Source organism: Desulfurobacterium atlanticum, from assembly GCF_900188395.1.
Taxonomy (GTDB): Bacteria; Aquificota; Aquificia; order Desulfurobacteriales; family Desulfurobacteriaceae; genus Desulfurobacterium_A; species Desulfurobacterium_A atlanticum.
This window is the reverse complement of the sequence record NZ_FZOB01000005.1, coordinates 16,059-31,703: the sequence shown is the minus strand read 5'-3', so window position 1 is coordinate 31,703 and position 15,645 is coordinate 16,059. Positions and strand designations below refer to the sequence as shown.

At 35.3% G+C, this 15,645-nt stretch carries 18 protein-coding genes and 5 tRNA genes; 15 read left to right on the top strand and 8 right to left on the bottom strand.

Annotation, left to right across the window (positions count from 1 at the left end; genetic code table 11):
- The 5 genes from CHB58_RS04585 (at window position 1) to CHB58_RS04565 (ending at window position 452) form a co-directional block, all read left to right on the top strand.
- Window positions 1–75, top strand: a tRNA-Gln gene (locus CHB58_RS04585).
- Window positions 76–96: 21 nt separating this feature from the next.
- A tRNA-His gene (locus CHB58_RS04580) sits at window positions 97–172 on the top strand.
- Window positions 173–177: 5 nt separating this feature from the next.
- A tRNA-Leu gene (locus CHB58_RS04575) sits at window positions 178–263 on the top strand.
- A gap of 32 nt (window positions 264–295) precedes the next feature.
- Window positions 296–371, top strand: a tRNA-Gly gene (locus tag CHB58_RS04570).
- Window positions 372–377: 6 nt separating this feature from the next.
- Window positions 378–452, top strand: a tRNA-Cys gene (locus tag CHB58_RS04565).
- On the opposite strand, the gene CHB58_RS04560 is transcribed toward CHB58_RS04565, so the two are convergent.
- On the bottom strand, window positions 453–2,597 hold the full coding sequence (locus CHB58_RS04560) for a RelA/SpoT family protein (protein WP_089322931.1): 2,145 nt from the start codon (window positions 2,595–2,597) through the stop codon (window positions 453–455).
- Window positions 2,598–2,680: 83 nt separating this feature from the next.
- On the opposite strand from CHB58_RS04560, the gene murI reads away from it, so the two are divergent.
- The 6 genes from murI (at window position 2,681) to CHB58_RS04530 (ending at window position 5,409) form a co-directional block, all read left to right on the top strand.
- Window positions 2,681–3,469, top strand: a complete 789-nt coding sequence (gene murI, locus CHB58_RS04555) for a glutamate racemase (protein ID WP_089322930.1) — start codon at window positions 2,681–2,683, stop codon at window positions 3,467–3,469.
- A 19-nt stretch (window positions 3,470–3,488) separates the two neighbouring features.
- On the top strand, window positions 3,489–4,079 hold the full coding sequence (rdgB, locus tag CHB58_RS04550) for an RdgB/HAM1 family non-canonical purine NTP pyrophosphatase (protein WP_089323037.1): 591 nt from the start codon (window positions 3,489–3,491) through the stop codon (window positions 4,077–4,079).
- Window positions 4,079–4,324 carry a YggT family protein gene (locus CHB58_RS04545; RefSeq protein ID WP_089322929.1) on the top strand — a complete coding sequence of 82 codons (246 nt, stop codon included), beginning with the start codon at window positions 4,079–4,081 and terminating at the stop codon, window positions 4,322–4,324. The genes rdgB and CHB58_RS04545 overlap by 1 nt, the downstream gene beginning before the upstream one ends.
- A 3-nt stretch (window positions 4,325–4,327) precedes the next feature.
- Entirely contained in the window at window positions 4,328–4,780 is a 453-nt protein-coding gene (locus CHB58_RS04540; protein ID WP_089322928.1) for a DivIVA domain-containing protein, read from the top strand.
- The gene (locus tag CHB58_RS04535) at window positions 4,773–5,012 is read left to right on the top strand and encodes a DUF167 domain-containing protein (RefSeq protein ID WP_219350079.1); all 240 of its coding nucleotides are present in this window, start codon (window positions 4,773–4,775) and stop codon (window positions 5,010–5,012) included. Before CHB58_RS04540 ends, CHB58_RS04535 begins: the two co-directional genes overlap by 8 nt.
- Window positions 5,013–5,103: 91 nt before the next feature.
- Entirely contained in the window at window positions 5,104–5,409 is a 306-nt protein-coding gene (locus tag CHB58_RS04530; protein ID WP_089322926.1) for an HU family DNA-binding protein, read from the top strand.
- Between the two features lie 23 nt (window positions 5,410–5,432).
- Here the strand turns inward: CHB58_RS04530 and folK are convergent, their stop codons facing one another.
- Complete coding sequence (gene folK / locus CHB58_RS04525) at window positions 5,433–5,840, bottom strand: 2-amino-4-hydroxy-6-hydroxymethyldihydropteridine diphosphokinase (RefSeq protein WP_089322925.1); 408 nt, start codon at window positions 5,838–5,840, stop codon at window positions 5,433–5,435.
- Entirely contained in the window at window positions 5,833–6,336 is a 504-nt protein-coding gene (locus CHB58_RS04520; RefSeq protein ID WP_089322924.1) for a CinA family protein, read from the bottom strand. Before CHB58_RS04520 ends, folK begins: the two co-directional genes overlap by 8 nt.
- A gap of 60 nt (window positions 6,337–6,396) precedes the next feature.
- Here CHB58_RS04520 and CHB58_RS04515 point away from each other — a divergent pair, with 60 nt between their 5' ends.
- Together CHB58_RS04515 and CHB58_RS04510 are read left to right on the top strand one after the other, a co-directional pair.
- Complete coding sequence (locus tag CHB58_RS04515) at window positions 6,397–6,945, top strand: LemA family protein (protein WP_219350078.1); 549 nt, start codon at window positions 6,397–6,399, stop codon at window positions 6,943–6,945.
- Between the two features lie 18 nt (window positions 6,946–6,963).
- Window positions 6,964–8,763 carry a DUF2207 family protein gene (locus CHB58_RS04510; protein ID WP_089322922.1) on the top strand — a complete coding sequence of 600 codons (1,800 nt, stop codon included), beginning with the start codon at window positions 6,964–6,966 and terminating at the stop codon, window positions 8,761–8,763.
- A gap of 1 nt (window position 8,764) precedes the next feature.
- Here the strand turns inward: CHB58_RS04510 and CHB58_RS04505 are convergent, their stop codons facing one another.
- From CHB58_RS04505 to purT, 5 genes are all read right to left on the bottom strand, one after another.
- Window positions 8,765–10,000, bottom strand: coding sequence for a bifunctional 3,4-dihydroxy-2-butanone-4-phosphate synthase/GTP cyclohydrolase II (locus tag CHB58_RS04505; RefSeq protein ID WP_089322921.1), 1,236 nt, complete (start codon window positions 9,998–10,000; stop codon window positions 8,765–8,767).
- The gene (gene clpP / locus CHB58_RS04500) at window positions 10,001–10,603 is read right to left on the bottom strand and encodes an ATP-dependent Clp endopeptidase proteolytic subunit ClpP (RefSeq protein WP_089322920.1); all 603 of its coding nucleotides are present in this window, start codon (window positions 10,601–10,603) and stop codon (window positions 10,001–10,003) included.
- 55 nt (window positions 10,604–10,658) lie between these two features.
- Window positions 10,659–12,347 (bottom strand): EAL domain-containing protein, encoded by a 1,689-nt coding sequence (locus CHB58_RS04495; protein WP_089322919.1) that lies wholly within the window; start codon window positions 12,345–12,347, stop codon window positions 10,659–10,661.
- A gap of 64 nt (window positions 12,348–12,411) precedes the next feature.
- Window positions 12,412–13,050 carry a metallophosphoesterase family protein gene (locus CHB58_RS04490; protein ID WP_089322918.1) on the bottom strand — a complete coding sequence of 213 codons (639 nt, stop codon included), beginning with the start codon at window positions 13,048–13,050 and terminating at the stop codon, window positions 12,412–12,414.
- Window positions 13,047–14,225: a formate-dependent phosphoribosylglycinamide formyltransferase gene (gene purT / locus CHB58_RS04485; RefSeq protein WP_089322917.1), complete on the bottom strand. Its 1,179-nt coding sequence runs from the start codon at window positions 14,223–14,225 to the stop codon at window positions 13,047–13,049. Before purT ends, CHB58_RS04490 begins: the two co-directional genes overlap by 4 nt.
- A 116-nt stretch (window positions 14,226–14,341) precedes the next feature.
- Between purT and CHB58_RS04480 the strand changes: the two genes are divergently transcribed.
- Both CHB58_RS04480 and pdxA read left to right on the top strand, forming a co-directional pair.
- Window positions 14,342–14,668, top strand: coding sequence for a hypothetical protein (locus CHB58_RS04480; RefSeq protein ID WP_089322916.1), 327 nt, complete (start codon window positions 14,342–14,344; stop codon window positions 14,666–14,668).
- Window positions 14,665–15,588 (top strand): 4-hydroxythreonine-4-phosphate dehydrogenase PdxA, encoded by a 924-nt coding sequence (pdxA, locus tag CHB58_RS04475; protein ID WP_089322915.1) that lies wholly within the window; start codon window positions 14,665–14,667, stop codon window positions 15,586–15,588. The genes CHB58_RS04480 and pdxA overlap by 4 nt, the downstream gene beginning before the upstream one ends.
- Window positions 15,589–15,645 lie beyond the last annotated feature (57 nt).

Sequence of the window (15,645 nt, the reverse complement as noted above, 5' to 3'; positions counted from 1 at the left end):
TGGGGCGTAGCCAAGCGGTAAGGCAGCGGACTTTGGATCCGCCATTCGCAGGTTCGAATCCTGCCGCCCCAGCCATTTTTATTTTTCAGTTTTATGGTGGGAGTAGCTCAGTCGGTGGAGCGCCGGGTTGTGGCCCCGGCGGTCGCGGGTTCAAGTCCCGTCTCCCACCCCACTTAAGCGGGAGTGGCGGAACTGGCAGACGCGCTGGACTTAGGATCCAGTGTCCTTGTGGCGTGAGGGTTCGACTCCCTCCTCCCGCACCATAGGGGATTTTTGTATAATATAATTTGTTGATGCGGGCGTAGCTCAGTTGGTAGAGCGAAACCTTGCCAAGGTTTAGGTCGCGGGTTCAAGTCCCGTCGCCCGCTCCAGAGTATGGCGGCGTAGCCAAGTGGCAAGGCAGGGGACTGCAAATCCCTTATTCGGCGGTTCAAATCCGCCCGCCGCCTCCACTATCTTATCTTAACTTTTTCTCTCCGTATTCTTTTTACGTTAAGGACACCTTTTGTCATTTTTATTGCGTTCATGACCTTTTCAAGTTGAGTTTTGTCTTTAACTTGAACTGTAAAGTCAAGTATAGCCCTTCCTCCAATCGTTCTTGTGTATGCTCCGATTATGTTTGTTTTTGTGTCTCCTATTTTTGATGAAACAGCTGCAAGCATTCCCGGCCTGTCTTCTATAAATACTCTTATTTTTGCCTGATACAGTTTGTCTGATGGTTTAAAGTTTACTGTAAGTATTCTTCCTGGAGAACTTTCCATTATCTGCTGTGCTACTACGCAGTTTATCGTATGAACAACAATACCTCTTCCTTTTGTAACAACACCTATAACTTCATCTCCAGGTAGTGGATTGCAGCATTTACCAAGATTAACAAGTATGTTTTCAATACCGTCAATAATTATATCGGCGTCCTCTTTTTTTACAGAAGTTTTTCTTTTTTTCTCCTGTTCTTCCTGTATGTTTAAAAGTCTTCTTACAAGTTTTTCTCCGTCAAGCTTTCCGAATCCTACATCTACAATGGCATACTCAATATTGCTGTATCCTAAAGATTTAAGTTGAGCAGAAAAATCGTTTTCGTAAAGGTAGTTAATTCCTTTTCCTATATATTTACGCAGATACTTTTCTAATATGCTTTCACCTAATTTTTTAGCCCGTTCGTTTTCCTGTTTTTTAATAAAAGATTTTATTGCCGTTCTTGCTTTTGAGGTTTTGACAAATGTAAGCCAGTCTCTTTTAGGATTTTCATTATTTCCTGTTATTATTTCTACCTTGTCACCACTTTTTAAAATGTGGTTTAAGGAAACAAGTTTACCGTTAACTTTAGCTCCTATACATCTGTGTCCTATGCTTGTGTGAATTGAGTATGCAAAATCTACAGGGGTTGCTCCTTTGGGAAGGGTTTTAAGGTCTCCTTTAGGTGTGAAAACGTATATATCTTCTTCATAAAGGTCGCTTTTAACATTTTCCATAAACTCTTTTGTATCTTTTTCCTCTTTAACCCATTCAAGAAGATTTCTGAGCCACAAAAATCTTTCTCTTTCTGATTCAGAAAGTTTTCCTCCTCCCTCTTTATACTTCCAGTGAGCTGCTATTCCCATTTCTGCTACCTGATGCATTTTCCATGTTCTTATTTGAAACTCTATAAACTGTCCTCTTGGACCAACAACTGTTGTATGTAAAGATTGGTACATATTTGGTTTTGGAACTGCTATATAATCTTTTAACCTTCCTGGGACAGGCATCCATAGACTGTGGATTATCCCGGCAATTACATAACAGTTGGGAACTGTGTCTGTGATAATTCTTATACCTGCAATGTCGTATATCTCTTCAAAAGGAATTCCTTTTTTTACCATTTTGTTGTAAATGCCGTAAATGTGCTTAAAACGCCATTGAACTGTGCCTTCTATTCCATTTTCTTTCAATTTCTTTTTAACAGTTTCTATTATTTCAGAAAGGTATGTGCTTATAACCTTTTTCTTTTTCTTAAGCTTTTCCTCTATCTCTTTGTAAATTTCAGGTTCAAGGTATTTAAGGGATAAGTCTTCAAGTTCGTTTTTTATTTTGTAAAGACCGAGTCGGTTTGCAAGAGGAGCATATATTGTTAAAGTTTCATTAGCGGTTCTTTTCTGTCCGTTAGGACTTCTTCCATCCAGTGTTCTCATGTTGTGAAGTCTATCAGCAAGCTTAACTATCAATACTCTTATGTCTTCAGAGAGAGATATGAGCAGTTTTCTGAAACTTTCTGCATTTCTTTCTTCTTTACTTGAAAATTGATACTGTTCAAGTTTTGTTACTCCGGCAACTATGAATGCAATCTCTTTTCCAAAAAGTTTTTCTATCTCTTCAATTGTTGCGTCTGTATCTTCAACAACATCGTGAAGTAATCCGGCTACTATCGTCTGGATGTCCATTTTAAGTTCTGCAAGTATGTATGCTACTTCTGCTGGATGAGAGAAGTATGGTTCTCCAGACTTTCTAAACTGTCCTTCATGTTTCTCTTTTGCGTAGTTGTACGCTTTTTCAATGATTTTTTCATCAAAATTGTTTCTGTATTCTTTAATCTTTTCTATAATTTCATTACAACTTCTCAATTTTACTCCTAATTAACAGTTTTAATAGAGTCTTACATTTAAAAGTAACTCATAATTATTATATTGTAAAGGGAACTTAATAGATGAGTAAAAATCGTCCTATAGGGATATTTGATTCTGGAGTTGGTGGTTTAACTGTATTAAAGGCTTTTAGAGATATGTATCCTGGCGAAAACTATATCTATTTTGGTGATACTGCAAGGGTTCCTTATGGGACAAAGTCTGAAAGAACCGTTATAAGATACAGCATTGAAAATTCAAGGCTTTTAGAAAGATTTAATGTGAAGCTTATAGTTGTAGCATGTAACACTTCTTCCTCTGTTGCTCTTGATATTTTAAATAGAGAGTTTGATGTACCTGTTGTAGGAGTTGTAAAGCCTGGGGCTGTTGCAGCTGTTAAAGCAACACGTTCTAAAAATATTGGAATTATAGGAACTGAAGCAACGATAAATAGTGGTTCTTATAGGAGAGAGATTCTATCAATAGATCCTTTTGTAAATGTTTTTGAAAAATCCTGTCCCCTTTTTGTCCCTCTTATAGAGGAAGGATGGATAGATGACAGTATCACTTTTGAAGTGGCAAAGAGGTATCTTTCTTACCTTAAAGATAAAAATATTGATACGCTTGTTCTTGGGTGTACACATTATCCGTTGATAAAAGATTTGATTCAAAAGGTTCTGGAAGGGGTTTCTCTTGTGGATTCTGCTGAAGAAACTGTTAAAATGACAGCTAAAGTTATGAACGGAAATTTAAAAAAGGATGGAGAGGGAAAGGTTAAAATACTTGTTAGTGATTTAAATAGCAGATTTGAAAAAATAGCAGAAATGATAATGGGAGATACTTTTCAGATAGAAGAGATTTCAATTGAATAATAAATTAAAGGGTGGTAAGATGGAAAAGCTTGTTATAGCAAGTAAAAATAAAGGTAAAGTAAAAGAGATAAAAGCCAGGCTCAGTGAATTAGGGTTGGAAGTCTTATCTATAGCTGACTTTGATGTTCCAGAAGCTCCAGAGACGGGCAATACATTTATAGAAAATGTTTATCAAAAATCTTCCTTTTATGCTACTTATTTAAATCTTCCTGTTCTTTCTGATGATTCCGGGCTTGAGGTGGAAGCCCTCGGAGGATTACCGGGGGTTCACTCTTCAAGGTTTGCCGGCGAAAATGCAACGGATGAGCAGAATCTTCAAAAGCTTATTGCACTTTTAAAAAAGAAAGGTTTAAAAGAGTCACCGGCGGCGTTTAAATGTTTTATGATGATAACTTTTCCTGATTTAAAGGGATTCTGGAGTGAAGGGGAGCTTAAAGGGAAAGTTATTGTTGAACCACGTGGAGAGAAAGGCTTTGGCTATGATCCTGTGTTTATTCCTGATGGAGATACAAGAACCCTTGCTGAGTATGATATTTATGAAAAAAACAAAATAAGCCATAGAGGAAAAGCACTTGAAAAGATAGTTAATCTTTTAAAGGAGAAACTGTAATGGTAAGAGAATTTTTGCATTATATTATTCAGTTTCTTATATGGTTTATAATAATAGGTGCTGTATTTACATGGATTCCTCCGGCTAATAGATCGAAATTTGCTGATAAAATAATAGAGATTACGGATAATTTTCTTGAACCTATTAGAAATATTATTCCTCCGATAGGCGGCATAGATATAAGTCCCTTAATTGCTATAATAATTTTGCAGTTGATAGATAATTTTATTAGAAGAGGGTTTTAAATCATGAAAAATGAAGAATTAAAAATTAAACCGCGAGATATAAGAACAAAGGAATTTTCAAAAAAAGTTTTTGGCTACAATCCTGATGAGGTGGATGCGTTTTTAATAGAAGTGGCAAATGAATTTCAAAATCTCCTTAATAAAATAGAACTTTTAAAGAATTCTACTGCAGAGGCAAAAAAGGAAAAGATTTTAAGAGAGTTGAAACAGGAGATTGATAAAAAGCTTGAAGAAGTTAAACTTGAAAAGAAAAGGCTTGAAGATGAAAAAAAGCAGCTTCAGTTAGAGATAGAGAATTTGAAAAATATTCAGAAAAGGTTTGCAAATAAACTTAAGTTAACGATTATTGAGTTAACCAGAATATTTGAGGAGATAAAGCCTGATGATAAAGATAAACAGAAGTCAGAATTGTCTGACACTGGAATTGAAGGTTCAGCCAAAAGCGAAAATGAATAGAATAGTTAAAGTGGAAAACGGCAAACTGAAAGTTAAAGTTACTGCTCCTCCTGAAAATGGAAAAGCCAATGATAGTGTAATTAATCTTTTGTCAAAAGAGCTTAAAATTTCAAAGTCATCTTTTGAAGTGATTAAGGGATTATTAAACAGAGAGAAGGTTATTCTTATAAAAAGTGAAAAAATTGATGAAGTTGAGAAAAAATTGCAGAATTTATTAAAAAAACTTACATAATCTGGTCTTTATCTCTTGACATAAAAAAATAGAAATAGTATTTTCACTCTTAAAGGACAGTGGGACAAATACTTAGTATGGAGGGAGCGGTATGACAAAAAGTGAACTTATCAGCGCAATTGCCGAGAAGGCAAGTTTAAGGAAGAAGGACGCAGAGGCAGCTCTTAATGCGTTTCTTGAAGTTGTAACAGAAACCCTTAAAAAGGGTGATAAAGTTGAAATCAGAGGTTTCGGAACTTTCCTTATGAAAGAAAGAGCTGCCAGAGTGGCAAGAAATCCAAAAACAGGGAAAGAAGTTAAAGTTCCACCAAAACTGGTACCAGACTTCAAGCCTGGTAAGGATTTAAAAGAAGCTACTGAAAAGGTTTTAAAAGCAAGCAAGTGTAAGAAAAAATAACTGAGGATGTTGCGGGGGAAGAATCATTCCCCCGTGCTCTTAAAATCATTAATAATTCTCTGGAAGAAATCTCTGTTTTCTATTCCTGGGTGTGGGATTTGTAATTGGGTGGTTTTTATAGCTAAATCATCGTAAATTAAAATATCTATATCTATAGTTCTTGGTCCCCATCTGAATGTTTTAAATCTGCCGTTTCTCTTTTCTATCTCTTTTAAAATTTTTAAAAGCAGGAGTGGTGGATGATATGTTTCTATTAGAATGCCCTGATTTAAAAAATATGGCTGGTTGGTTATTCCAAACGGTTTTGTTTCAAGGATCTCTGTTTCTTTTAAAACTTTCCCTGCAAATCTGCTTATTGAGATTATTGCTTTTTTTAAGTTTTCTTTTCTATTTCCTAAGTTTGTTCCAAGGGCAAGTATAACCTTAGCCATTTTTCTCTTCCTTAAGCATTGATACTAAAAGTTTTATCGCTTTTTTTGCTGCTTTTTTTCTTATTCTGTTTCTTCTTTTAACCGGGTCTGAGTGTTTATCTTTAAAAATAAACCTGTAAATTTCTGTTTTTTCGTTTACAGATACACCTATATAGACCAGTCCAACAGGTTTTTCGTTACTTCCTCCTGCTGGTCCTGCTATTCCTGTAGTGGAAATTCCGCAGTTTGTATTAAGCAGTTTTTTTACATTTTTAACCATCTCTTTCGCTGTTTGTTCACTTACTGCTCCATACTTTAGAAGGGTTTCTGCTGATACATTAAGGACTTTCATCTTTATGCTGTTATCGTAGGCAACAATTCCTCCCATAAAGTATTCAGAGCTTCCTGGAACATTTACTATCCTTGCTGCAACAAGTCCTCCTGTGCAGCTTTCTGCAGTTGCAAGTGTAAGTTTCTTTTCTGTTAAAAGTTCTTTAAGTTCAAATTCAACACCCATTTCTATCTCCTTTATTGTTTTGGTGTTATACTTTCAATATAACACATTTGTGAGGTTATGATGATAAGAATTGCCGTTTTGGTCATTATCGCTTTTGTTTTTCTTTATCTTATTTCAACCTATAACAGATTTCAGCAGTTGAAAAACGGGGCTGAAGCTACACTGGGTCAGATAAAGGTTGCTCTTAAAAAGCGCCTTGATATGATTTCTCAGCTTGTGGATACTGTTAAAAGTCATGCTAAGTTTGAAAAAGAGACCTTTGAGAAAATCGCAGCGTTAAGGAGCGGCATAGTAGGGGCAAAAACTCCGGAGGAGATTTCTCGGATAGAAAAGGAAGCAAGAGGGCTTATGGGAGCCATTAATGTTGCTGTTGAGAACTATCCAGAACTTAAAACATCAACGGTTGTTCTTGAGTTAACTCAGGCTATTCAGGATATTGAGAATGAAATATCCCGCCATAGATATACATATAACAATATCGTTCAAGAGATGAACACAAAAATTGATATGTTTCCTTCAAATCTTGTAGCATCTATTTTTGGTTTTAGAAAGCTTTCCTATCTTGAATTTGAAGAAGAGATAGAAAAGCGCCCAAAAACTTCCTGGTAAATTGTTTTCTGGAGAGTGATGGAGGAGAAGAAAAGATTTTTTATTTCAGTTGTTATCTCTTTTTTCCTTATTTTTCTGAATTTTATTGATTTAAGGCTTTTGTTTTCACCTTTAACCGCAGATTACACTGCAGTTTTAACCATTAATAAAACAGTTTCTCTTCAAGAAACTTTTGATTTTAATGTAAGGAAAGGCGGAAAATATTCAATGTTGTTCAGGAACTGGAAGGTTCCTCTTGTTTTCCTGAAAGAAGAGGTTGAGTTTCCGTTTATTTCGCTTCAGTCTCTTAAAAGTGAGGGCTTGTGGTATGTTGTTGATTATAAACACAGAGTTTACTTAAAAATTTCTGATAAAACTGTTGCAGACTATTGTAAAAATAGGGCTTTTGATAATGAGATAGGTATTGTAAATACCGACTTAAAGAAATTTAGTAAAGGGAATTATTCTTTATCTGCTTTTTATAGCATTTTCCCTCCTGTTGAAAGTGATGGAAAATATACTCACATCAATTTAAAACTTGCTGATTCTCATATTTTCTATCCGAAAGTGAAAATCTTTATTAAGGATCCTGAGAGTTTTATTAAAAAGTTATATGTTCACATGGTTGATTATACGATAGAAGAAACTGCAGATGGATATTTTATCTCGGGAACTTCACCGGATAACTCTCTTGTAGAAGTGGAGATGATTTTAAAGAATCGTGTAGCCGGCTTTTACAGAAAAGTTTCAGATGTTGTTTCTTTAGCTGAAAGTTCCAACAGGAATTTTTCTCTTCTTTTTTTGAAAGGAATGGATAAACTTCTGTTTCTATTTTCGTTACTTTTTCCTTTCGGGATGGTTGTTTACTACTGGTATTTTGGAAGAGAGTTTTCTACAACAATTCCTGAATTTGTAAGCTTTATTCCCGATAAAGGTAAAAAGCCCTATCTTGTTAATCTTCTTTTTTCAGGTGATGCTACATCATGTGATGAAAACGGTTTTTATGCAACGTTACTTGATTTAAAAAGAAGAGGATTTATTGATTTGGCTGAGAAAGACGGAAAAGTTGTGGTAAAAGTGTTATCTGGCAGGACAGAAGATCCTTATGAAAAAGCTGTTCTCTCTTTCTTGACAGATTTTTCAGAAAAAATAAATGATAGCAGAATTCTTGACTTTGAAAACCTGAACAAAAAAATCCAAGATTTAATTGATAAAAAGGATATTTCCACTCTTAGAAAGATTAAAAGTCGGTTTGATGCTATTTTAGGATGGAAAGATGGTCTGCTGATTTATAACTATCTTGATTTGAAAGGTTATACCGTTTTTAAAACTGTTGCAGTTTTTGTGATGGCTTTTTTACTCTTTTTTGTTGTCATTAACCTGATTTTGGCAAATCCGTTGATTGATATTTATAAAGTTCTGGTTCACTGTGGAATTTTGTTTTTTCAGCTTCTGATTTTTCTGATTTTACCTCCGCAGGTTCTTGGAAGATGGAAAGAAGATAGGTATAGGGAGAAACTTTTGTGGGAAGGTTTTAAAAACTTTCTTTCAAATTTTGTAATGATGAAAAAGTATGCTCCTTCAGATATTTCAATCTGGAAAGAGTGGCTTGTTTACGCTACTGCCCTTGGTGTTGCTGATAAGGTTGAAAAGGTGATGGAAGAGCTTAAGGTTTCTATACCTGAAATCAGGGAAGAGCGGATACTTCGGACAGGCTTTGGAGGTCTATACTATGGAATAGGCAGGGGAATATCTTCCCTTTCTGCTAATTCTTCAGGTGGAGGAGGCAGTTTCGGAGCTGGTGGCGGATTTGGCGGTGGCGGTGCTGGAGGAAGATAAGCTACTGGTTATTTTTAATGTGCTTTATAAGATGTCCAAGTTTCTCTTTCTTTGTTTTTATGTAGTTTATGTTGTGCTCACAGATACCGACTTCTATAGGAACCCTTTCAACTATTTCAAGCCCATATCCTTCAAGTCCTATAAGCTTTTTAGGGTTGTTTGTTAAAAGTCGCATTTTCTTAACGCCTAAATCCCTTAAAATCTGTGCTCCTATTCCAAAATTTCTCATATCTGGCGGAAATCCTAACTTGAGATTTGCTTCTACCGTGTCAAATCCGTGATCCTGAAGATTATACGCTTTTATTTTGTTTACAAGTCCTATTCCCCTTCCTTCCTGCCTGAGATATACGATTACCCCTTTACCTTCTTTTCCTATCATTTCCATAGCTTTGTGAAGTTGTGACTGGCAGTCACACTTAAGAGAGCCAAACACATCTCCTGTTAAACATTCAGAATGAACTCTTACAAGTACCGGTTCATTTTCGTTAATTTCTCCCATTACAAGGGCAACATGTTCTTTGTTGTCAACGGTGCTGGTGTAGGCGTAAATTTTCCATGTTCCGTATTTTGTTGGCAAGGTAGCTTCTGCTTCCCTTTTTATAAGGCGGTCTGTTTTCATACGGTATTCAATAAGGTCGGCAATGCTTATTATTTTAAGATTATGCTTTTTTGCATATTCCATAAGAGATGGTAATCTCATCATCGTTCCATCTTCATCCATAATTTCGCATATAACACCGGCCGGATAAAGTCCTGCAAGCTTTGCAAGGTCAACGGCAGCTTCTGTGTGTCCTGAGCGCTTTAAAACTCCTCCATTTCTTGCACGAAGGGGAAATATGTGGCCCGGTTTAACAAAATCTTCAGGTTTAGCATCTTTAGATATTGCTCTTTTTATGGTTATTGCTCTGTCGTAAGCCGAAATGCCGGTTGTGGTGCCAAATTTGGGATGGGCATCTATGGATATACCAAAAGCTGTGCCTTTTGGATCGGTCGGTTTTGGTGTCATCATTTCTATACCGAGTTCTTCAAATCTTTCCTCTGTCAGTGCAAGGCAGATTAAACCTCTACCGTGTTTTGCCATAAAGTTTATAGCTTCTGGGGTAACCTTTTCTGCTGCCATAACAAGGTCACCTTCGTTTTCTCTGTTCGGGTCATCAACAACTATAACCATTTTTCCGCTTTTTATATCTTCAATGGCTTCTTCTACAGTATTAAGTTTAAATCTGCCTTCAACCATCTATTCTCCTCTTTTGTAAAGAACTTTGTCTATAAGGCCGTACTCTCTGGCTTCCTCGGCACTCATAAAGAAGTCTCTGTCTGTGTCTTTTTCTATTTTTCTTACAGATTGACCTGTATGTTGTGAAAGGATTTCGTTAAGCATTTTCTTTAGTTTCAGTATCTCTTTTGCATGGATTTCAATGTCTTTTGCTTGTCCCTGAAAACCACCAAGAGGTTGGTGAATCATGATTCTTGAATGGGGAAGGGCAAATCTTTTTCCCGGCGCTCCGGCAGCAAGAAGAACTGCTCCCATACTTGCAGCTTGTCCGAGGCAGATTGTACACACATCAGGTTTAATGTACTGCATCGTATCGTATATGGCAAGCCCTGATGTTACAACTCCACCTGGGCTGTTTATGTAAAGATAGATGTCTTTTTCTGGGTCTTCAGCCTCAAGGAAGAGAAGCTGTGCTATTATAAGATTTGCTATGTTGTCATCTATAGGTGTTCCTAAAAATATTATTCTGTCTTTTAAAAGTCTTGAGTATATATCGTAAGCTCTTTCTCCTCTTCCTGTTTGTTCTATGACCATCGGAATCAGCTGATTAACTGTTTTTTCCATCAATGCCTCCTTTTTGTAATTTATATAGTGTAAATTAAGAAAAGTTGCTCCTTTTTCAAATAAGATTTACTTTCTCAAACAGGAATCCCTGACAGTATAAATTTTCAAAGTTTTCTTCTTCTGCTATTTTTTCTAATGTTTTTTTGATTCCTTCATTTTCCACAAATTCGGCAACAAGAGTTAATTTTTTCTCTTTTGCAAGCTTTATTGTATATGTTATAAAGTGTTTATCAAGAGTGCTGTTTCCTATGTTTTTAACGATGCTTCCTTCAAGTTTGATACCTGATACAGGTAAGGCTCTTAAAAGTTCATAGTTTGCGTATTTTATTCCAAAATCATCTATAAAGATAGATATTCCCCTTCTCTTGAGAATAGAAAGTTTATCCTTTATACGGGGAATTTCTGTAATATCATCTCTTTCGGTTAATTCAACGACTATTTGGGTTTCATCTATGTTAAAGAATTTTAATGTATCCAGAAACCAGCTGAAACTATCCTGCATGAAGTTTGAGGATAAGTTTATGGAAATTTTGAAATCTGGCCGTTTCTCTTTTATATATTCCAGTATTTTTTTTACCATAAGTCTATCAAGTTTCTCTTCTATGTCGGTTTTTGATATTACTTTTATGAATTTCTCTGCGTCAATTATGGTGTCTTTTACTTTGATTCTTGCAAGAGCTTCTTTAAAAAGAATTTTATTGCTATCTTTAACGTGATAAATTCCGTGGAGTCCTGCTTTTATATTTTCGTTTTTTAAAGAGTCTATAACATCTAGCATAAGTTTTCTGTCTAAAATAGATTTGGTTATCTCTTTCGGGTATAGTATGCTTATGCCATTTTTATTTTTTTTCGCTTTTTTCATTCCTTCGTAGAGTACCCACAAAAGATAATCCGGATCGCCTGTAGGACAGAAACTTTCATCAATAACAGAGGCTGAAAATGTTAAAAGGATGTTTTCAGATGTTTTTCCTATTGGAATGGCCGGTGGGTGTTTTGTAAGTTCATTTTGCAGATTTCTTAAATTTAAATATACAGTATTACAGTCTTTTTCTGATAATAAAAGAAATTCATCATTCTGGATTCTTGTTATAAATGCATTTGGAAAGTATGATTGTAGTAAGTTTGAAAAGATGGAAAGTACGGTGTTTCCGGTCTGGAATCCGTAAAAAATGTTTATATTTTTAAATTCTTTAATGTCAATTAAAGCTATTGTATTAGTTTTTTCTATAATTTCGTGGAACTTATTAAAAAATAAACTTTTGGAGTGTAGTTTTGTAATATTGTCTATCTCTTGCGAGTTTTCATATTTGAACTTTTCAATTACGAAGTTAAAGAGTATTATGATAAGTATCATCACAAAGAGTTTAAAGTTTTCTTCCTCTTTTTTAGGGGGGTGAATTTCATCAAGAATAAGTTTTATGAGTTGAAGATACCCTTCTAAAAACTTTTCTGTTTTTCTGTTGTGGTGTATGTTGGTTATATTTTTTATCTGGAGTTCAATCAATTTAATGTTTCCCGTTAAAATGGAGTCTATAAATTCTGAGAGTAATTTTTTAAATGTATCGGTATAGCTTTTGCTGTAATAATGGTTTGTCCCTTTGTGATATAGAAGTTTAATTTTTTCTAAAAGTGTGTTGATAATCTTCTCTTTGTCTTCTGGTTTTATATATTTTTTTAAACTTTGAAGGTTATTAAGTTTGTCTTCGGTTATGTTAAGATTAAGCAGTATCTCTTTTAGCCTCATACTAATTATCTCTGAAGTTCTGTTTGATTTTTAAATTATACTAATTATTTAAGTAAAAGGCCAATTAAAATTCTATACTTAAAGGCTTTTTACTGCAGTTACAGATATAAAGTGTATCTTTGTTAAATTCATCTTTGCCAAAGAAATTTGTAAATTGGTGGTAATGACCGAAAATCCATATACGGTTAAAGTTGTCAATTTTGGTTGTATTTAGTTTTTTTATGTTTCTTGTGGAAACTGGTGGATAATGGGTTATAACTATCTGCGGGTTAAAGGTTTTTATTTTTTTGTGAAGGTTTATTCTTGATGTATTTTCAAGTTTTGTTAGAAAAGAGTTGTCTCCGTTGGCTATTTTTTCTTTATCGTTAGGTGTTAAAAAGTTTCTTGAGAAATATAGCCCTCCGACTATCCTTTTGCCGTTTATTTTGATGCATCTTAAAAAGTTAAGGAGATAAACATTTTTGTTAACAGAGTTTTTAAGTGTTTCAATTTGGTTTGCAGGGTTTTTATGCCAGAGCTCTATGTTCCCAAGTGTAAAGAGAACCGCTTTGTAGTTTTTAGATAGAAAATTCAGGTAGCTGGCGACAATCTCTATGTTATTGCTTATGTCACCAGCTACTACTATTATTTCTCCCGCACCTTTTACTGCTTCTATTTCCCCTTTTTCTTTAAGATGCAGATCCGAAATTATGTCTATTTTCACAAAACTACCTCTATCTTTTCTGCTGCTTTTCTAGCCAGTTCTCTTGCTTCTTCTACATTGCTTCCCGATGCTAATACAACTCCCATTCTTCTACCGGGTGTTGCTTTCGGTTTTCCAAAGAGTCTTACTTTAACATTTTCCATTGCCATCGCTTCTGCTACTCCTTTATATTTTGGATTCCATCCTTCAACAGATGAAAGTATAACTTTTGAAGCTCCGGCAGGATAAAGAAGTTTTGGTGGATTGAGATTGAACCCTAAAATAGCTCTCAGATGCAGTTCAAATTCACTCATATCTTGGGTTATCATTGTTACCATACCTGTATCGTGGGGACGGGGTGAAACTTCGCTGAAGATAACGTTATCTCCTTTTATAAAAAGTTCTACACCAAACACTCCAAGTCCACCAAGTTCATCGGTTATCTTTTTAGCCATCTCTTTAGCCTTTTCTTTTGCTTCTTCGCTTATTCCTGCAGGCTGCCAGCTTTCGTTGTAATCTCCTTTTACCTGAAGATGTCCTATTGGTTCGCAGAAAAATGTTCCATTTACAGCTTTTATTGTTAAAAGAGTGATTTCTGTGTCAAATTCTATAAACTCTTCAACTATTACCCTTGTTCCAAGCCCTCTTTTTGCAGTTTGAGCGTATTCCCACGCTTCTTCTATCTCATCTTTTCTTTTTATAATACTTTGTCCTTTCCCTGAGGAAGACATTATCGGCTTTATGACGGCAGGCAAGCCTACATACTCTACTGCTTTTGCAAGTTCTTCAAGAGAGTCTGCAAATGTATATTTTGCAGTTTTTAGTCCAAGTTTTTCAGCAGCAAGTTTTCTTATTCCTTCTCTATCCATTGTTAAACGTGTTGCTTTTGCTGTTGGTATTACCATATAGTTTTCTTTTTCAAGTTCTTCAAGAGTAGGGGTATGTATAGCTTCTATTTCAGGGACTATAAGTTCTGGTCTTTCTCTTTCCACAATCGCTCTAATGGCTTCACCATCAAGCATATCAATTACATAACTTTTATGGGCAACCTGCATTGCTGGAGCGTTTTGGTATCTATCAACAGCAATAACTTCTATTCCGAGCCTTTGAGCTTCAATAGTTAGTTCCTTTCCGAGTTCTCCAGCTCCAAGAAGTAAAATTTTGTCTGCACTTTCAAAAAGAGGAGTTCCTATCATCCTTCCCTCCTTGTTAAATTTGAAAACTATTATAATAAATGGTGTTTTTGATGGTAGAATATACTTTGCAGGAATAGATTAATTTAAAATCATAAGTTACTTTTAGGAGGAAAATCATGGAATATATGGAAAATAAAGAAAATTTAAATAACAGTGAAAGCGTAAATGAAAATAGCTATAAAGCTGAGCTTGAGAACATTTCAGTTTCACTTTTCAAACTTTTTGAAAAGATGGAAACAGATTATGAGGAGAAAATTCAGGAATTAACGGAAAAATGTGAGGCTCTTGAGCAGGAAAATGTTGAACTTAAGTATAAACTGAAACAGCTTTCTGAGGAGCTTAAAACATTAGGTGAAAGGATAGTTTCGGAGGTTATAAGAAGGACGTCAATTCCTGACTCAGATTTTGGTGATGACGAAAATAACAATGGAGGAGTTCTATAAAAAAAGTTGGGATAACTCTTGGAGATCCGGCCGGAGTTGGGCCAGAGATTTTTATAAAAAGTCTTACCTATTTAGAAGAATATGATGTTTCTTTTAAAGTTTATGGTTCAAAAGCGGTCTTAGACTTTTACTCAAGACTGCTGGGGATATCGCTGGAAAGTTTCCCGGGAAATGTTTTTTTTGAAGATGTTTGTTCCGTTTCTGATTTTATACCCGGGAAAGTTTCAGTAGAAGCTGGAAAAGCTCAGTTTGAGTATCTTAAATCTGCGGTATCTGCAGTTAAAAGCGGCGGTATAGATGCTATTGTTACTCTTCCTATAAATAAAGAGTCTATAAAGTCTGCTGGTTTCAACTTTCCTGGACATACAGAATACTTCGCATCTGAGTTTAAGATTAAAGATTTTGCCATGATGCTTGCAAATAGTAAGTTGAAAGTTGTTCTTGAAACAACTCATATCCCTCTGAATAAAGTTGCAAACAGGATTTCGTCTGACTCTATTTTTAAAAAGCTTCTTCTTATAGATAGATATTTTCCTGGAGAGAAGATTGCTGTTGCGGGTTTAAATCCTCATGCTGGGGAGAGTGGTTTATTCGGTGATGAAGAGGAAAGAGTGATTAAACCTGCCATAAAGAAAGCCAGAGATTTAGGGCTGAAAGTTTACGGTCCTTTCCCTTCGGATACTGTTTTTAACAGGGCAGTTTCTGGTGAATTTGGTACTGTTCTTTGCATGTATCATGATCAGGGATTGATCCCCGTGAAATTAACAGGCTTTGAAGAAACTGTTAATGTTACTCTTGGACTGCCTTTTGTTAGGACCTCTGTAGGTCATGGCACTGCTTATGATATTGCTGGAAAGGGGATAGCCAGTGTAAAAAGTTTCATTTCAGCTGTTGATCTTGCTGTCAAAATGTTGGGCTAAAAAGGCTGTATATACCAATTCTATTGTAGCAAAATTTGACTATCTTGTAAAAATTTT